The sequence below is a fragment of the Paenibacillus sp. J22P218 genome (genome assembly GCF_056269195.1).
In genome coordinates this window covers 715,526-732,286 of sequence record NZ_JBWDNL010000003.1, presented here as the reverse complement: position 1 = coordinate 732,286, position 16,761 = coordinate 715,526, and the positions used below count along the sequence as shown (strand labels likewise).

Annotated in this window: 14 protein-coding genes; 11 read left to right on the top strand and 3 right to left on the bottom strand. The window is 47.1% G+C overall.

The window, feature by feature from the left end; all coding sequences use genetic code 11:
• Positions 1 to 63 precede the first annotated feature (63 nt).
• From AC0YN0_RS17880 to AC0YN0_RS17845, 8 genes are all read left to right on the top strand, one after another.
• Positions 64 to 285, top strand: coding sequence for a DNA-binding protein (locus AC0YN0_RS17880; RefSeq protein ID WP_475822464.1), 222 nt, complete (start codon positions 64 to 66; stop codon positions 283 to 285).
• Between the two features lie 293 nt (positions 286 to 578).
• On the top strand, positions 579 to 1,490 hold the full coding sequence (locus AC0YN0_RS17875; protein WP_475822463.1) for an ABC transporter permease: 912 nt from the start codon (positions 579 to 581) through the stop codon (positions 1,488 to 1,490).
• Between the two features lie 129 nt (positions 1,491 to 1,619).
• Positions 1,620 to 2,444 (top strand): carbohydrate ABC transporter permease, encoded by an 825-nt coding sequence (locus AC0YN0_RS17870; RefSeq protein ID WP_475822531.1) that lies wholly within the window; start codon positions 1,620 to 1,622, stop codon positions 2,442 to 2,444.
• A gap of 87 nt (positions 2,445 to 2,531) precedes the next feature.
• Entirely contained in the window at positions 2,532 to 4,196 is a 1,665-nt protein-coding gene (locus tag AC0YN0_RS17865; RefSeq protein ID WP_475822462.1) for an extracellular solute-binding protein, read from the top strand.
• Between the two features lie 111 nt (positions 4,197 to 4,307).
• Positions 4,308 to 6,227: a cache domain-containing sensor histidine kinase gene (locus AC0YN0_RS17860; protein ID WP_475822461.1), complete on the top strand. Its 1,920-nt coding sequence runs from the start codon at positions 4,308 to 4,310 to the stop codon at positions 6,225 to 6,227.
• Positions 6,202 to 7,788 (top strand): response regulator, encoded by a 1,587-nt coding sequence (locus AC0YN0_RS17855; RefSeq protein WP_475822460.1) that lies wholly within the window; start codon positions 6,202 to 6,204, stop codon positions 7,786 to 7,788. Before AC0YN0_RS17860 ends, AC0YN0_RS17855 begins: the two co-directional genes overlap by 26 nt.
• A 297-nt stretch (positions 7,789 to 8,085) precedes the next feature.
• Positions 8,086 to 8,880: an MBL fold metallo-hydrolase gene (locus AC0YN0_RS17850; RefSeq protein WP_475822459.1), complete on the top strand. Its 795-nt coding sequence runs from the start codon at positions 8,086 to 8,088 to the stop codon at positions 8,878 to 8,880.
• Positions 8,881 to 9,069: 189 nt separating this feature from the next.
• Positions 9,070 to 10,896 (top strand): stalk domain-containing protein, encoded by a 1,827-nt coding sequence (locus AC0YN0_RS17845; RefSeq protein WP_475822458.1) that lies wholly within the window; start codon positions 9,070 to 9,072, stop codon positions 10,894 to 10,896.
• Between the two features lie 36 nt (positions 10,897 to 10,932).
• Here AC0YN0_RS17845 and AC0YN0_RS17840 read toward each other — a convergent pair whose 3' ends face one another.
• Complete coding sequence (locus AC0YN0_RS17840) at positions 10,933 to 12,099, bottom strand: type I restriction enzyme HsdR N-terminal domain-containing protein (RefSeq protein WP_475822457.1); 1,167 nt, start codon at positions 12,097 to 12,099, stop codon at positions 10,933 to 10,935.
• Positions 12,100 to 12,293: 194 nt separating this feature from the next.
• On the opposite strand from AC0YN0_RS17840, the gene AC0YN0_RS17835 reads away from it, so the two are divergent.
• Complete coding sequence (locus AC0YN0_RS17835; RefSeq protein WP_475822456.1) at positions 12,294 to 12,809, top strand: RNA polymerase sigma factor; 516 nt, start codon at positions 12,294 to 12,296, stop codon at positions 12,807 to 12,809.
• Positions 12,809 to 13,717: a hypothetical protein gene (locus AC0YN0_RS17830; RefSeq protein ID WP_475822455.1), complete on the top strand. Its 909-nt coding sequence runs from the start codon at positions 12,809 to 12,811 to the stop codon at positions 13,715 to 13,717. Before AC0YN0_RS17835 ends, AC0YN0_RS17830 begins: the two co-directional genes overlap by 1 nt.
• Positions 13,718 to 13,770: 53 nt before the next feature.
• On the opposite strand, the gene tatC is transcribed toward AC0YN0_RS17830, so the two are convergent.
• Positions 13,771 to 14,511, bottom strand: coding sequence for a twin-arginine translocase subunit TatC (gene tatC, locus AC0YN0_RS17825; RefSeq protein WP_475822454.1), 741 nt, complete (start codon positions 14,509 to 14,511; stop codon positions 13,771 to 13,773).
• Between the two features lie 16 nt (positions 14,512 to 14,527).
• Positions 14,528 to 14,773, bottom strand: coding sequence for a MerR family transcriptional regulator (locus tag AC0YN0_RS17820; protein ID WP_442052306.1), 246 nt, complete (start codon positions 14,771 to 14,773; stop codon positions 14,528 to 14,530).
• 347 nt (positions 14,774 to 15,120) lie between these two features.
• On the opposite strand from AC0YN0_RS17820, the gene AC0YN0_RS17815 reads away from it, so the two are divergent.
• Positions 15,121 to 16,725 (top strand): flavin monoamine oxidase family protein, encoded by a 1,605-nt coding sequence (locus AC0YN0_RS17815; protein WP_475822453.1) that lies wholly within the window; start codon positions 15,121 to 15,123, stop codon positions 16,723 to 16,725.
• Positions 16,726 to 16,761: the final 36 nt, after the last annotated feature.

Here is a 16,761-nt window from a genome sequence, read left to right as displayed (position 1 = left end):
GTTATAATAAAAGGATAAAGTCAAGAAAGTTATTGACTAAGAATAGGAATGGTTGCCCCGGTTATGAATGAATTCGAAGACTGGAATCTTAAAGTGAAAAAAACCTTTAATGCTACAAGTAATCAAGAAGTATTAACGGTTACAGAGGCAGGTAATTTGTTAGGCCTTACAAAAGATCAAATGAAAACCTACGCAGACAAAAGCCATCTAACTAAAGTGCCGATCATGAGAAGTGTTCATAGGTATCTTTTATTGAAGAGTGAAATAGATGAGTTAATAAAGTGATTTAAAACTTGAGAGAGAGTACCGCATGAGGTGCTCTCTTTGTTTTGTTGTTACAAACGTTGGAAAACCATGTACGGAACACTTTTCGAAGTGTTCCGTGCATGGTTTTTTTCTTGTTTTAGAAATCATATCCATTCCAAAAAATGCTGTCCTCCAAAACCGAAAAATGAAACCCTAAAACGAAATCTCAAGCCTTACTTCAGCTGCGGCTGAGATCTACAATTAGAGAGCAATATACATGTGCAAAGGCTTTCAATAGATGGTTCAAGATACACAACAGCGTGGAGGTATTGATGTTGAAGACACAGTTAAAAAAGCTATACTCTCAAAGGCATATTCAGATTATGGCGCTGTTAGGCGTGGTCTGGATGATATTATTCAACTACATTCCGATGTACGGAGTCATCATCGCCTTCAAGGAATTTAATATTGTCAAATCGATTGGCGAGGCACCTTGGGTCGGCTTAACTCATTTCAAGGAATTTTTCCAGGATGAGAGCTTCATGAACGTAATGAAAAATACGCTTGGCATCAGTCTCATTAAGTTGATAATTGGTTTTCCTCTGCCCATTATTTTTGCATTGTTCCTTAATGAGGTGCGTTCGGTTAGATTCAAGAAATCGATTCAAACGATCTCGTATTTGCCGCATTTTCTGTCATGGGTCATTCTCGGCGGCATTCTAACTACGTGGCTTGCTGATATCGGCATTATCAACAACGTTCTGCTTGCGCTCAATATCATTAAAGAGCCGATTTCTTATTTGGCGGAGCCGGGGTACTTCTGGAGCATCATCATCGCCTCCGATATCTGGAAGGAGCTTGGCTGGTCGGCGATCATTTACTTAGCGGCTATCGCCAGCGTATCGCCGGAGCTGTATGAAGCGGCAACGATCGACGGAGCGGGACGTTTTCAGAAAATGTGGTTTGTAACGCTGCCCAGCATCAAATCGACGATCTCCATTCTTTTTATTCTTGCGGTGAGCGGCGTGCTGAACTCCAACTTTGACCAAATTCTTGTGCTGCGGAATCAATTGAACGAAAGCGCGAGCAACGTCATCGATATTTACGTGTATCAGACCGGCATGCAGCAAGGACGTTATTCTTATTCCACGGCAGTAGGATTGTTCAAGTCTGTCATTGCGATTATTCTCTTGCTTCTTGCCAACCGGATAACGAAGAAAATAAATGATACATCGCTGTTCTAGCAAGTAGAATGTGCTTGCTTACAAAAGCGGTTTTGTTACTCAAAAATTTTAGGAGGTCGTGCGACCGTGTTTAGTTTGAAACGCAAAACGAAGGGCGAGGCAATCTTCGATCTCTTCAATAACATAGTCATGCTGCTGGTCTGCTTCGCCACTCTATATCCGATCTGGTATGTGCTGGTGAATGCGCTGAATGAAGGGCAGGACGCCATGCGCGGCGGCATCTACTGGTGGCCAAGGGAGTTAAGCTTTGAGAACTTCAAAGCGGTACTCCACAGCAGCGGCATTATGACCGCGATGGGAATTACGGTTGCCAAGACAGTTCTGGGCACCGTGCTTCACGTATTTTTCACAGCGATGATTGCGTTTGCGTTCTCGCGCAAAGGGCTAATCGGGGGCAAAATCTATATTCTGATCGCCACCGTTACGATGTTCTTCGGAGGCGGCTTGATCCCTACCTATCTGTTGATGAAGGATCTTCACTTGCTGGACAGCTTCCTTGTGTATATTATTCCGGCAATGTTCAGCGTTTTCGATCTGATCATCTTCATGACCTTCTTCCGCGATATTCCGGACGGTCTGGAGGAAGCGGCCAAAATTGACGGCGCCAATGATTGGTTGATTTTTATTCGCGTGATTTTGCCGGTGTCGATGCCGGTCATCGCGACGATCGCTTTGTTCCATGGCGTATATCAATGGAATGATTATTTTACCGGCGTGATCTACATGAACAATATGGATTTGCAGCCTATTCAGACGTATTTGTACCGGGTCGTCGCTCAATCCAGCTCCAATCAAATGGTAGCGGCTATTCCGGGAGGCATTGGAAAAACAGTGACGTCGCAATCGATCAAGCTGGCTACAATGGTCGTCACGACACTTCCGATCGTCCTTGCCTATCCGTTCCTGCAGAAGTATTTTGTCAAAGGCATGATGATTGGCTCGATAAAAGGTTAACCAACCATCGGCAATGGCTGCAGCGCTTTTTTTGTAAAGTGCAGTAGATTGCATATAATCAATCATAAAGAGAAGGGGAAGACACACATGAACAAAAGGTCTAATCTCAAAAGCATGTTAATGTTGATGGTTGCTGCAGTTCTTGTATTTACGGCAGCATGTTCTTCAGGCGGCAACAACGCCGGCGAGAAGGAAGGCAACACGCCTCCCGCAGAAACCGTTAAGCTGACGGAGAACGATAAGGGTTGGGAAGTGGATAAAAGCCCGATTACGTTTGACTGGTATATTAACTTCTCATGGTTTGCTAACAAATGGGGCGTAGATACAACTTCGAAATACATCACTGAGAAAACGGGCGTTAACGTGAACTTCATCGTTCCTGCGGGCAACGAAGCGGAGAAGATGAATACGATGATCGCATCCGGCACGCTTCCGGACTTCATTACGCTGAGCTGGTCTGAAGATGCAGTGAAGAAAATGATCGAAGGCGATTTGGTTCTGCCTCTTAACGAGCTTGCTGACCAATACGATCCGTACTTCTACAAAGTAGCGGACCCGGATAAGCTTTCCTGGTACAAGCAAGAGGACGGTAACGTATACGGCTACCCGAACTCGTCGTCTTCGCCTAAAGACTATGAGAAATTCGGTGATAACCTCGTGTCCTCGCAGACGTTCCTGGTACGCAAGGATATGTACGAGGCACTTGGCAAACCGGACATGCGCACACCGGAAGGCTTCCTGAAAGCTCTGGAAGATGCGAAAGAAATGTTCCCTGAAGTGAACGGCCAGCCGTTGATCCCGCTCGGCATGTATGATTTCAACAACACGGGCAACGCCTCTTTGCAACATTACATTCAGAACTTCCTTGCCATTCCGTATGAAAAAGACGGCCAGCTATATGATCGCAACACCGATCCTGAATATGTGAAATGGCTGAAAACGATGCGCCAAGCAAACCAAAACGGCTTACTGTCGAAAGATATCTTTATCGACAAGCGTCCACAAATGGAAGAGAAAATCGCTCAAGGCCGCTATTTTGCAATGCTGTATGCAAGAACGGACTTAGCGGCGCAGCAAAATGCATTGTTTGCAAACGATCCTAATTCGGTTTATATTGCTGTAGACGGTCCTGCGAATGCAAATCTGGATCAACCGACGCTCGCCGGTCCTTCGATTTCCGGCTGGACGGTTACGTTGATCTCCAAGAACGTGAAGGATAAAGCGCGCGCGATCCGTTTCCTGGACTATATGATCTCGGAAGAAGGCCAGCATGATTTGTTCTTCGGCAAGCAAGGCGTAACTTGGGACAACATTGACGGCAAAGATCAATTCCTGCCGGAAGTACTGGATCTCCTGAATACAGACCGCGGGGCGTTCGACAAGCAATACGGCGCATCCCATACGTTCTGGATGATGATGGACACGAACTTGACGCCGATTTGGCAGCCTGCGACAGTCGAGCCGTTTAAGCAATTGGAAGACTGGACTGCCGGCAAGACGAAGAGCCTGTCGGAATTTGACCAGCTCAATCCAAACGGCACTTCGGAAGAAGGCATTATCAACACCAAGATTGACCAAGAGTTCGGCAAAGTGCTTCCGAAGCTTCTGATGGCCAAATCGGATGCGGACTTCGATAAAATTTGGAACGAATACTTGGAAAAACGCGAATCGCTCGGATTCAGCAAAGTACAAGCGTTCAAACAGAAGAAATATGAAGAGAATGTAGCAAAGCTGAATGGCGCTGCGAAATAAATAAAGCTTAGGCGAAGAGTACTCCAGTTACCGGCAACGGACTGGAGTGCTTTTCGTCGCATATGGGAATAATAAACATCGACAATAGCCGGGGCGGAAGTGAGTCGCAACATGGTCAGTAAATTTTGGTTATCTATGCATTCGATTGCGAATTGGCTTGGCCGCAGATCGATGCAGAGCCGTTTGGTAACCGCTTATATTGTTATTCTGTTAATACCAAGCTTAATCGTCTCGAATTACTTGTTCAGCCAAATTCGCGAGAGCTACAGCAACGATGCTTTGAAACAGGCGCAATATTCTGCAGAAACGGAGAAAGTGAATATTCGCAATCAGATGGAAGCGATGGAAAGAGCGGTGCAGGTTACGCTTTCGAATCCCGAAATTATTGATTATTTGTCGCTCAAGGAAGATCTTCCGGTGGAGCAACTGCTTGAGCTGTACCGGGGACCGCTGACGGATATGATCGATATTCAGCTCAGTAATCCGAATATCGCCCATCTGCGGTTATTTACGAATAATGAGAAGCTGTCGGAGATTTGGCCGATTCTTTTTCATGAACGACGTATTAATCGCGAGTCCTGGTATGGTCAGTTGGACGGTCTGGCTGGCAAGGAATTATGGGTCTTTAATAATGAGGACCCCGATCTGTTGCATCGAAGTGTGACGGAGCTCAGCAGCCTGATGCCGAAGGTGTCGCTTATTCGGACGGTTGAATCCGGCGGCAAGCGGATCAGCGTGATCGAGGTCTCGATGCTGCTGAAGCAGTTTTCACCCAAAGCGTTCGCGAGCGTGAACGATGAAGGCTCGCAGATGATGCTCGTGGACAGCAACGAGACGATATTTATTGACGAAAGCCAGCCGTTCGCAGGGGGCAACCCGGATCTGCGCGATGCGATTATCAGCGAATTTGATGCGATGAAACGTGATGGCGTTACGAATAAACGATTTGTGGTAGATAAGCATCCTTATCTGCTCGTGTCGACTCCCGTGGAACAGGCGGACGCCTACGTTCTAAATGTTGTATCGCTCCAAGCCGTCAATAAGGACATTTCGAAGACCGAGAATCAGATCATTGTCATTAATTTAATCCTGATTGCTTTGCTGTCATTCATTACGTATTTCCTCAATTCGATTATTCTTAAAAACTTGCGGCGGTTGACTGAAGCGATGAAAAAAGTGCGGCGGGGAGAGACGCCTGCCGGAATGCCTCTCGGCGGGGGCGGCGAAATCGGAGAGCTTGCCCATCATTTCAATAAATTGATTCATACGATCAATGAGTTGATTGCACAGGGAGTGCGGAAGCAAGCGCTGACGAAAGAAGCGGAATTGCGGACGCTGCACAGCCAGATTGATTCTCACTTTTTGTACAATACGATCGAGAATATTAAGATGCTGGCCGAAATGGAGAACCAGCTGACCATCTCCGATTCCCTCACTTCTCTTGGGGGGATGATGCGCTATAACTTCAAGTGGTCGGGTGAATATGTCAGCTTGCAAGATGAGATCAGACATATCCAGAACTATATCGCCATTATGAATATTCGTTTCGATGAGCCGATTAAGCTGGAGCTCGATATTCCGCCGCGGCTCATGGAGATTGAGCTGCTCAAAATGTCGCTGCAGCCGATTGTAGAGAATGCGGTAAAGCACGCATGGACCGGCGAAGAGGACAAGGAGAGCGTCATTTGGATCGACGTTTACGAGCAGGGCGATGACGGGGACAAGGACGTTATTATCAAGTTAAGAGATAACGGCAGAGGAATCGGCGAGGATCGTTTGAAACAGCTGAATGAGCGGATTCAAAGTGAAGGCGGCGATGACGACCAAAGCTCTTTATCTGCTATAGGCAAGCAAACGTTTGGCATCGGTTTGCGAAACGTGCACCAGCGGATTCGGCTTTATTATGGCAAGGCATATGGATTAAACGTGTATAGCAACGAAGGGCAATTCACAGAAGTGGTGATAACCCTTCCGAAAGTGCTGTTAATGGGAGGGAGTTCCGGATATGAGGACTATGCTGATCGTAGATGACGAGAAAAATATCCGTTTAGGGCTCAAAATGATGATTGAAAGAGAATTTCCGAATGAATATTTGATTCGCATGGCAATCAACGGCGAGGATGCCTTGGAGCAATATGGAAAGGAGCATGCGGATCTCGTCATTACCGATATTCGCATGCCGGTGATGGACGGCATTGAATTGATTCGGCGGCTTGCTGGAGAGGCAGAACCGGAGCGGCAGCCTGTTGTTATCATTCTCAGCGGATATGACGATTTCGCATATGCCAAAGCCGCGATCGAGTATCAGGTGAAAAGCTATCTGTTGAAGCCGATTCGCCGGGAAGAGCTGTTTGAAGCGCTTCGCAAAAGCGAGAATACGCTGCAAATGCAAGCCCAATTGGCTGAAAAGGTGGCTATAAGCGATACGTATCGAGAGCAGATGCGAATAACCCGGCTGCAGGAATGGTTCAGGCAGGGCAATCCTGCGCCGGAACAACTAAACGAAGAGTTAGACGTCATTGGGTTCGAGCAATTCACGCGTCCGTTCACGGTAGCTGTCCTGCATTATCGATCGGAGAAAGGCGAATCGATGAACAAGGACCAGTTCAAACTGCTGGTGGATCATTTGCTGGAGCCGATTAGCGGCAAAGTCGATGTCTCGTTCGTGGACAATATGAACAAGCTGGTTCTGATCGGAAGCCCAGCCTCGCAATTTGTAGAGCTGTATAAGCAGACCTGCGGCAATGAACTGGACGGGCTGCATATCGGCATCAGTGCGGAGGGCTGCCATGCGGAGCAATTGTTTCACTGCTATCAACAAGCCTTTGAGGCGCTGGAGTGCACCTTTCTGTATTCCAACTGCCGTCTGCTGCGGCATGAGGATATTCGCGGGGAACGGCGGTATTTTCCGATTCCGGATGAGGAGATCCGCAAGCTTGGCAACATGCTGGGAACCGATAGGGAGCGCGAGCTGCAGGATTTGCTGAAGCAGATTTTTCATACCGAGGCTGTTCCGAATGTCGATATGCAATATTTGAAGCGGGTCGGTACGATGATTAACGAGCAGGTGCTGGACGAAATCTTCCACCTCTATGGCGAAGAATCGATTGAAGTGCTGAAGATGTATCGCAAAGTAGGCAACATGGACAACTTCCGCACCTTTCATGACTACTACCGGAGCCTAGAGCTTCTTCTGCTCAGCATAAACGACTATGTAAAAGGAGTTCGTTCGGCATACAGCGAGCATTCAGAAATGAAAGTGGCGGTAGATTATATGGAAGCCAACTACTTCAAGCCGCTGAATATGGCAGTCGTGAGTAATTACGTCGGCTTGAATTATTCCTACTTCAGCGAAGCGTTCAAAGCGTATACTGGAGAAAACTTCGTGCTGTTTTTGAAAAAAGTGCGCATTCGCAAGAGCAAGGAGCTGTTGCTGGAAGGCGATCGGAAAATGCAGGAGATCGGCAGCGCCGTGGGCTTCGAAAACACGAAGCAGTTTTCCCGCGTATTTAAAGAGCTGGAGGGCATTTCGCCGCAGGAGTATCGGATTAAGCTCAGGACGGATGCGCATATCGCTTCGTCAAACCATTGAATTGTTCCTTGAGGAGCTCACCTTCGCTAGAAGGTGGGCTTTTGTGTTGAGCGAAAAGGGAGTTCACACCATAAAACGCCTTTTTCTGTCGGATATACGTCGTAACGCGTTAAAACTGATGGTTGTCCTTTATTTGTTATTAGCTATAATAGAAATATATCATATAATTTCAACCCGAATACACGGTTTAAACTTCCGCTCGGATGAAAAAGGTCGCGACTTAGGTATCATTGCCGATTAGTCAACTGAAGGCATTGTAAATAAAAGCATAAAAACAATGTTGAAGGAGACATGATCATGGCACAATCCGTAACCTTTTACCCGCTTGGCGTAGGCGATTCGTTTACTACGCGGCACTTTTTTGTCAACAGCGTTATTAATGTGGACGGTCGCGAATTTTTTATCGATTGCCCAGGGTACGTCGCGAAAATGCTCTATCAAAACAGCTTGCATGGAGAACTCCCGCTCGGGATTGACAGGTATAAGGAGCTGTTCATTACCCACCTGCACTCCGATCACGTTGGCGGTGTCGAGGAGCTCGCATATTTGCAAATGTACAAAACCGTTAATCCGATCAAGCTCTACGGGCCGGATTGGCTGCTGCAAGATATTTGGTCCCATCTGCGTCCCGCATTGGAGCCTTCGCCTCGCGAAGGAAGCGACATCGCCAATTTCGACTGGTACTTCGACCCGATCGCGATCGGCGAGACCCATGATTTCGGAGAGTTTAAAGTCAGTTACAAATACACGCGGCACAAGCCTCGGACGCTCGCTTACAAATTCGATTTCGGCAACTTTAAGCTTGGATACGCACCGGATACGGGCTTCGATCCGGAATTGATCGCATGGTTGAGCGACAGTGATCTCATTATTCACGAGGTATGGTTCGGACCGACGGAAGTATTGGGCGGCGATATTCGCAATCTGCATACGCCGATAGCCGATCTGCTCACGCTGCCGGAGGAATTCCAACGCAAAACGCTGCTATGCCACTACGCGGACTCCGCTTATACGGACCACCCCGAGAACCCGAGCGAAAATATCGGAAGCTACCGGCTGCTGCAGCAAGGAAAACTGTATAAGCTGGTGTAAGCGAAAAAAAAGACGACCAAAATTCCTGTTTAGGGAATCTTGGTCGTCTTTTCGCTTTGGCCGGGCGTTCCCGTTCCGAAGAAATGGATGGATAGAATGAATAACTATGGTATATTAAAATTTGTCGTTTACATAATGTGACAAGTCTATTATTTACAATTATATCTACTGACAGAAGGAGAACAGAAGATGAAAAAGTTCATGCAATTATTTGTTATTCTCGCGATGGCGGCGCTAAGTGTCCAATCGGCCGTTTATGCCAGCGCTGGCAAACAGCAGATTACTGTAACGAAGGGAGCGGCTGCGATTACGGTTAACGAGGAGCCGTTATATTTTAATTACAATCAAATTCCGTTCACCTATAAGGGGACAACGTATTTGCCGATTCGAAAGATTGCTGAGGCACTAGGTAAACAAGTAACGCTGAACTCGCAAAAATCAACGATAAACCTTTCAGGAAACGTAGAGTATGAGCCTGACTATAGCGGGTATAGCGATAGTTACGGATATAGCGAAAAGATTTCAATCCAATTCGTCAAACTAAATATCGTGTACGACGGGAAGCTGGTGCTGAAAGAGATTCAAGCGATTGTTTACGATAATACGACTTATTTGCCGATGCGCGCTCTCGCTGAAGCAGTAGGGGCAACGCTGGAGTTGGACCGCTACACCATTAATATTAGCAAGCCGATTCTAATTCCCCATGTTCAATACCAGACGATAAAAGTAGATGGATCAATTAGAAGCACGGTTGGACAGGGAGCTGATTTCCTCGCGTCCTACGATTATCTGGCTCCCTCGGTCGTCACCTTCGTAAACCCTGACGGCACGCTGAACGTAGGCTGGGACGATCAGAATAGCGAGACCTTGAAAATCGCCACTCTATCTGCGGACTTAAAGGTTACGAATACGCTCTCCATAAAGAAAGAGATGCCGCTAATGGGCTCGTATACCAAGGATGAGCAGGGTAACTTCTATGTCCTTTGGGGTCGTGAAGTGAAAGAAAACGAGAAGAATGCGGCAAGTGTCAAAATCAGCAAATACTCCAACGCCGGCGTGAAAATGGGTGACGTATCATTTACGGCGGGAACGCAATATTTTAATGGGACGAAGGAGCCTTTCGCATTCGCCAATGCGAAGCTTCAATACTCGAACGGGCTGTTGGTCGCTTTTTTCGGAAGGCTTATGTTCCAATCTAACGACGGGTTGAACCATCAATCCTCGACCGCCTTATATGTCGATTCAACAACGATGAAGCAGGTGACGCTTCCGATTCCGTATTCAAGCCATTCCTTTGATCAGGATGTTGCTTTTGACGGGGATAACCTTGTATTTGCAGATCGCGGGGACGTGTACGATAGAGGTTTTGTTATTTCCAAGGTAGATCGTTCACAGGATGCGTTGCATAGTGTTACACCGTTTTATTTTAAATATGGGACGGCGATCTATCAGCAAACCTTCTCCGAGCTAGGAGGTATCGCTGTTGTGGATGACGGCTATGTCCTTGCGGGTTCATCCGAAAAAACGATGAGCGCGGAAATGGCAAAAACAGAACATAATGAATCGAGGAATATATTTATACAGCGGATTGCCAGAAATTTCGAACAGGCAGCCCAGCCCGTATTGACCAAAGGGGATAATCAGCATTTCAACATTTCGCTTAGGGGAAGTACGTATGACGTATCTAATACAGGCGTGGTTTGGTTAACCGATTATCGAGACAAAGACTTGGAAAATGCGGCCCATCCGAAAATGACTAAAATAGACGGCAATCGAATCGTTATCGTATGGGAGAAAGTCGGTCAACGAAACAAAGACTCAAGCAACATGGATTACAGAACAACCTATTATATGGTCGTTACGCCAGATGGGGAAATCGTAAAGCCGGCAACGGAAATAAAAGGCGCAAGAATAAATGCTGGTGATTCGATTAGATACCTGAATGGAGCGGTATACTGGGCTACGGCCAATACGAATTCCAAAATTATTGTTTATAAGTTAGCAGACCTGAAATAGGGAGAAAGAGCACCGGTGAGGGTGCTCTTTCTTTTTTTATAAAGCTTCGCTCTCCGAAAGCTCGGCTTGCTTATGCACGCGAAATTTATCTCTAATAACCGCATATGTAATGAGTCGTCCGAAAAAATGTCTAGTATGGGGGTCATCCCAAGTGATGTTGCGGGTATGCGTCAGCTTGCCTAGATAGATCATGTTATTGTCGTCTACGAGCTCGGGCGCCATGGTCTTCACAAAGTCGATGACCTCACTCTGCTTCATAGCTCCTTTTTTGCCGAGCGTGAGCTTGCCGTTATGATGAATCTCATAATAGTCGCCCGTATCGGTTGCGTACTGCTCTAAGTTGAGCTGCAAGGAATTGTGCTTCTTCTTGTAATCGTCAATCGCAACAATAAGGTAGCCGTACAACACCGCTAAGCTAATAATCTGATTGTTTTTATTGCTGTCTTCGATAATGAAATATCTGTAATCTCCCGTCCAATTGAACCCGGCGGCATTGCCGAATTTGGTCATTCGAATGCCTTTGTCCTCTTCAATCCAAACATCCCCGAGATACTGTCCGCCAATAGAAACCGTGTAGTCCCAAAGAATTTCACATACGTTTATCGCGAAGGGAATGAAGGCATCGCTATTATTCTCGTGAATTAATCCTAACTGGAGCCATTCTTTTTTTCGTTTATTCTTATAAAGATCCGAATACTTCAGCCGCTGCCAGGGTTCTTTTTTAGGTTTTTTAAAAGAAAACTTCGATTTTTTAAGATCCTTGTACGTAGGAAGCTTGGCTAATAATTGATAATGACCGGTTAGTTTGTTCCTTGACTCTATCAATAAATCGATTCCGTTCGTGATTATCAGGGTATGCGCTTGAACGGTCTTGTCGTAGTTGCGAGCTTGGTCATAGACATCATGGGTGAGCTCCTCGTTCATTGATTTACATTCCACAATGAGAATGGGCTTCTGATCGGAATCGTATACAATGATATCTGCCCTCCCGGCTGCTCCTTTTTTAAAATCGGTCATGGGCACTTCGGTATCTATGCATGGGAGCGGGACTTGCATGGCCTCGACCAAGATAATGATGGTTTTCTGACGCACATGTTCTTCGGGCGTAGCCGGAATAAGTATTTTTCTACATGGATCAAGATAACACGGCTGGCCGTTTCTTTGATAAGTGCGGGGTAAAGGGATGGAATCAAAGTTAAACATGATGAGAGCTTCTCCTTCAGGGGTTCTTGTGCTTTGTCGTCCAAGCTATTCAAGGAGTATTCCATAAGCTCAAGGGATTTTCCTGCACTTAGTCAATCTATTGCCGCTCAATAGGTTTATTTTGGGATTTAGGGAACTTTGGGCGCTTTAACTTGTCTAATAGGGTGGAGGTGAACGTGTTGGAGTCGGAATACTTGAAATACATACAAGAAGTGGACAGTACGGAGCTGTACAATCTGATGACGCAATACGGGGACGACGTGTGGAGATACGCTTATGCGATAACTAAAAATCATGAGCAGTCCAAAGATATCGCACAGGAAGTATTCATTAAAGTCCATTTGAAAATGTCTACGTTCCGAGGGCAATCCTCTTTTAAAACATGGCTGTTTTCCATCACTAGAAATATTGCGCTTAATGAGATGAGGTCCAGTTATTTTCGCAGGATGTTATTGTTCGAAAATGTGAGATCCAGCCAGACTACTCAGTCTGCAGAGGTGACCTATATGGGGAATCAAGCGGCAGCAGACCTTCGAGAAATCATTATGAGTCTATCTCGCAAGCTGAGAGAGGTGCTTATTCTGAACTTGGAGCATGATTTGACGATTCAAGAAATGGCGGGCCTGCTCGAGATATCAGAAGGAACGGTAAAGTCCAGGCTGAACAGAGCGCGCAAAGAAGTAGAGAAGAGATGGGAGGCGGATAGATAATGAATCATGATAAACCGGATTGGTCGGCAATGGTTAAGGCGAGCTCCATTCCAAAGGGGGTATTTACGGAAAAAATGAAAAAAACCGTCATGAGCCAGGTCCAGCAGAATCAGCGCAAGAAGATGAACAGCCCTTTCTATTTTGTCATAATCCCGCTAATCGGCTTAATGATCTGTATTACGATTCTTCCTCTCATTGACCGTTGGCCAACAAACGCGATAATGGGCTCGGAAGCAGCCTCCGACCAAAACATCGTATTGGACTATGAGCCTACCAAGGATCTCAAATTCATTCCTGAAACGGATATGGGAGTGAGGAATTCGACCTTGCTGCGACTGCCGATAACATCTGTTCAAATCAAAGAAACGGTCACCATAGACGGCTTCGGCAAGTACTTGAATTATACGAAAGTGGAGGAGGGGGACACTTCCTTTTTCGGATTTGAGCTTTCCAACCATTTCAGTTCTGCAAATGGCGAGTTTTACGAGATAGGTTACGGCGCAATGACGGAAGTGAACTTCCAAAAAAGTGATGCTTTCGGATTGGCCGACCTTCGAATGGACGGTAGATGCGGGCCCCAGAGGAAATGCACGTATTGGATTTCCTTAGACCAAGATGTGGTCAAGGTATATTATCAAATGAATGCACCGACCATTTATGAGCAGGATCTAGACGGTGATGGAGTAACCGAGGCGATCATCGTTACTGATGGAACGCAGATTTATATTTACAAAAATATAGCGGGTCAAATCCAATCGGTAAATGTTCAATCGGCTCTTCAAACGAAATACGGAGATACAGTAACGTATGATCCCGTGAGCCAAGTTTTTCGGTTAACCAACGAGGATGAAACGAGACAGTATCGATATGCGGCGGGAGAGGATAAGCTCCGTCAGTTGGACAAATAACCGTATAAGATGTGAGCCCAGTAGCCATTAGGACTACTGGGCTTTTTTGCAGCCTATGCTGGATCTAGCGTCGCGGACATTCGTTTGCGGTAGACGGCTCCAGACAACCAAACGCTGATCTCGAATAAGGCGAGGAGCGGAATCAGAAGGAGGAAGTCCGAGACGATGTCAGGCGGCGTCATCAGATTGGAGCTGACGACCAGGATCAAATATGCGTAGCGGCGCGAGCGCTTGAGGCGATCCGGCGTGAGCAGGCCGATCCGCGTGAGGAACATGACGATGATCGGCAGCTCGAAGGCTGCGGCGATCGGGAGAACGATGTTCATCATAAACGCAAAGTATTCGGCGACGCCGTACGTTTCGGTCAGATTCAGATTCTCCGAGATGTTGTTAACGAAGGAGAAGCTCATCGGTAAGACGACAAAGTAGCCGAAGCAGCCTCCTACAAGGAAACAGATGACGCTGTACGGGATATAGCGGATCGTTGCTGCCCGTTCGTGAGGATACAGCCCCTTCTTCACGAAGCTCCAGATGAGAGCAAGCGCAACGGGTAACGTTAGCGTTAAGGCGACGACCATGGCTATGATCATATAAATGCGTACGCCGTCGAAAGGAGAAAAGGTATTCCATTCCATCTGTGAAGCCGGGGGGGCGCTCTTAATCGCATCGAAAATGAAAGGCGCTGCGAAAAGTCCGAGGGCCGTGCATCCGGCGAATACAGCGGCGATGATAATGATCTGTTTGCGCAGCTGGCTTAAGTGCTCCAAGAAGGACATCAAAAACGGGTTTCCCATTATACCTTTCTCCTCTCTATGTTTCGATGGAATGAGCGGTTTCGGTCATGAGCGCTTTGCGCAGCTCGAACGTATGAAAGCCGTCTCTTAGCTTTCGGTGAATCTCTTTTAATCGCTCTACGTCCTCGAACGAAAACTTCCTTGCCCCGCCAGAAGTACGATCTGGAAATACAAGCTGGCGGTCCTCGTAGTATCGGATCTGCCTCTCCGTCAAGCCTGTCAATTGTCTGACCATACCAATGCTCATCACTTTGTAACTCATTGCTTCGCCTCCTGGATCGATTCATAGAATACTGGAAGAGTGAATTATGCAATAGATTGATGATAGATAAGGTGACATTTACTTTCTTATGGAAGAGATTTTAGCAAGGCGACTCGTAAATGACAATGATCTCCATGAACTAGTAATTTGGTATTTGGTATTTATTAGGCTGTAAATCTAGGATAACTAGCCTATATTCGTAAAATTTATCGTAGTTTCACAATATGCCAAAAATGATTTATGTCAGACTTTCTAACACAAAAATAGAAAACTGCCAATCGTCCATGCTATCTTGTCGTTGTGTGGTGGACAAAGCACATCGATGCTGAAGAATGGAGTGGAGACGAATGGAGTCGAATAAAACGCCAAACGAGATGTCGAGGCGCCAGTTTCTGGGTACGGTAGGGAAGCTCGGGGGAGGCGCTGCGGTGTTCAGCGTCATGGGCACGCTGGGGTTATTGTCGCCCGAGACGCTGAAAGCGGCAGAGTACGAGCCGCCTGACAAAAACGCGCTGTCGATGAGCAATCGCGGAGGTAAAAAAATTGTCATTCTCGGGGCGGGCATCGCCGGCATGACGGCGGCCTACGAGCTTGGCCAAGCTGGATTCGATTGCACCATTCTGGAAGCCCGTGCGCGATCAGGAGGACGAATCTGGTCGGTGCGCCGCGGTACGACGGTTACTGAAATCGGAGGAACGAAGCAGGTTGCGAGGTTCTCCGACGGACTTTACTTGAACGGCGGTCCGATGCGAATACCGCAGTTCCACGTCACGATGGAATACATCCGCAAGTTCGGTATTCCGATCGAGCCGTTCAACAACGTTAATGACCATGCTTATTATTATAACGAGAACGTCGGGGAGCTCTCTGGCAAGAAGGTTCGTAAACGAGAGGCAAAGGCTGACGTGCGTGGATATGTAAGCGAGCTGATGGCGAAGGCCGTGAATCAGAACGCGCTGGACATGCCGCTGACTGCCGACGAGAAGGAGAAGCTGGTTGCTTACCTTCGCTCGGAAGGTGGATTGGATGCCGATCTGTTCTATAAAGGTTCGTCGAGGGGCGGGTATAAGGATGAGCCTGGGGCTCGCTTGGATGCCGGCGTCATCCGCGATCCATTCAGCATGAAAGCGATCCTGAATTCCGGATTCGGCAACTATCTGAGCAGCGAATACGGCTACGACCAACAAATGATGATGTTCCACCCGGTAGGCGGCATGGATGCCATTCCGAAGGCGTTCGAGAAACGGCTTCAAGGCAAGATTCGTTTTCATTCCGAAGTATCGGAGATCAAGCAAAGCGAGAAGGGTGTCACGGTTACGTACAAAAATTTGGCCACAGGCGGATACCAGAATGTAGAAGGCGACTACTGTATCTGTACGATTCCATTGCCGGTTCTGAAGAAAATTAAAGCGGACTTCTCGCCGGAGATGAAAAATGCGATCGATAGCATCGGTTATGCCTCTGCTGGTAAAATCGGCTTGCAATTCAAGCGTCGCTTCTGGGAGGAAGACGATCAGATTTACGGCGGCAACACGCTGACTAACATGGATATTTCGTCCATCTATTATCCTCCTACCGGTTATATGCAGAAGAAGGGGTTGTTACTCGGCTATTATGCGTTCGGCGGCAGCGCGGACAAGCTTGGTGCGATGTCGTATCAGGAGCGCGAGACGCATGCCCTGGCTCAGGGTGCAAAGATCCATCCTCAATACCACAAGGAATTCGAAGCGTCGTTCTCCATCGATTGGAAGAAGATCAAGTATAACGAAGGGGGCTGGGTAGGCTATTCCGGCGATCAACGGAATACCGTCTATCCTACGCTCTGCAAACCCGACCGCAGAGTGTACTTGGCCGGAGAACATATTAGTTACGTCACGGCATGGATGGCAGGCGGCATTGAGTCGGCTAGAGCAGTCGTTACCGACATCAGTCAACGAGTCATGAAGGAGTAGGGAAGGAAATCGCTAGGACAAGGCAATTATACTTAT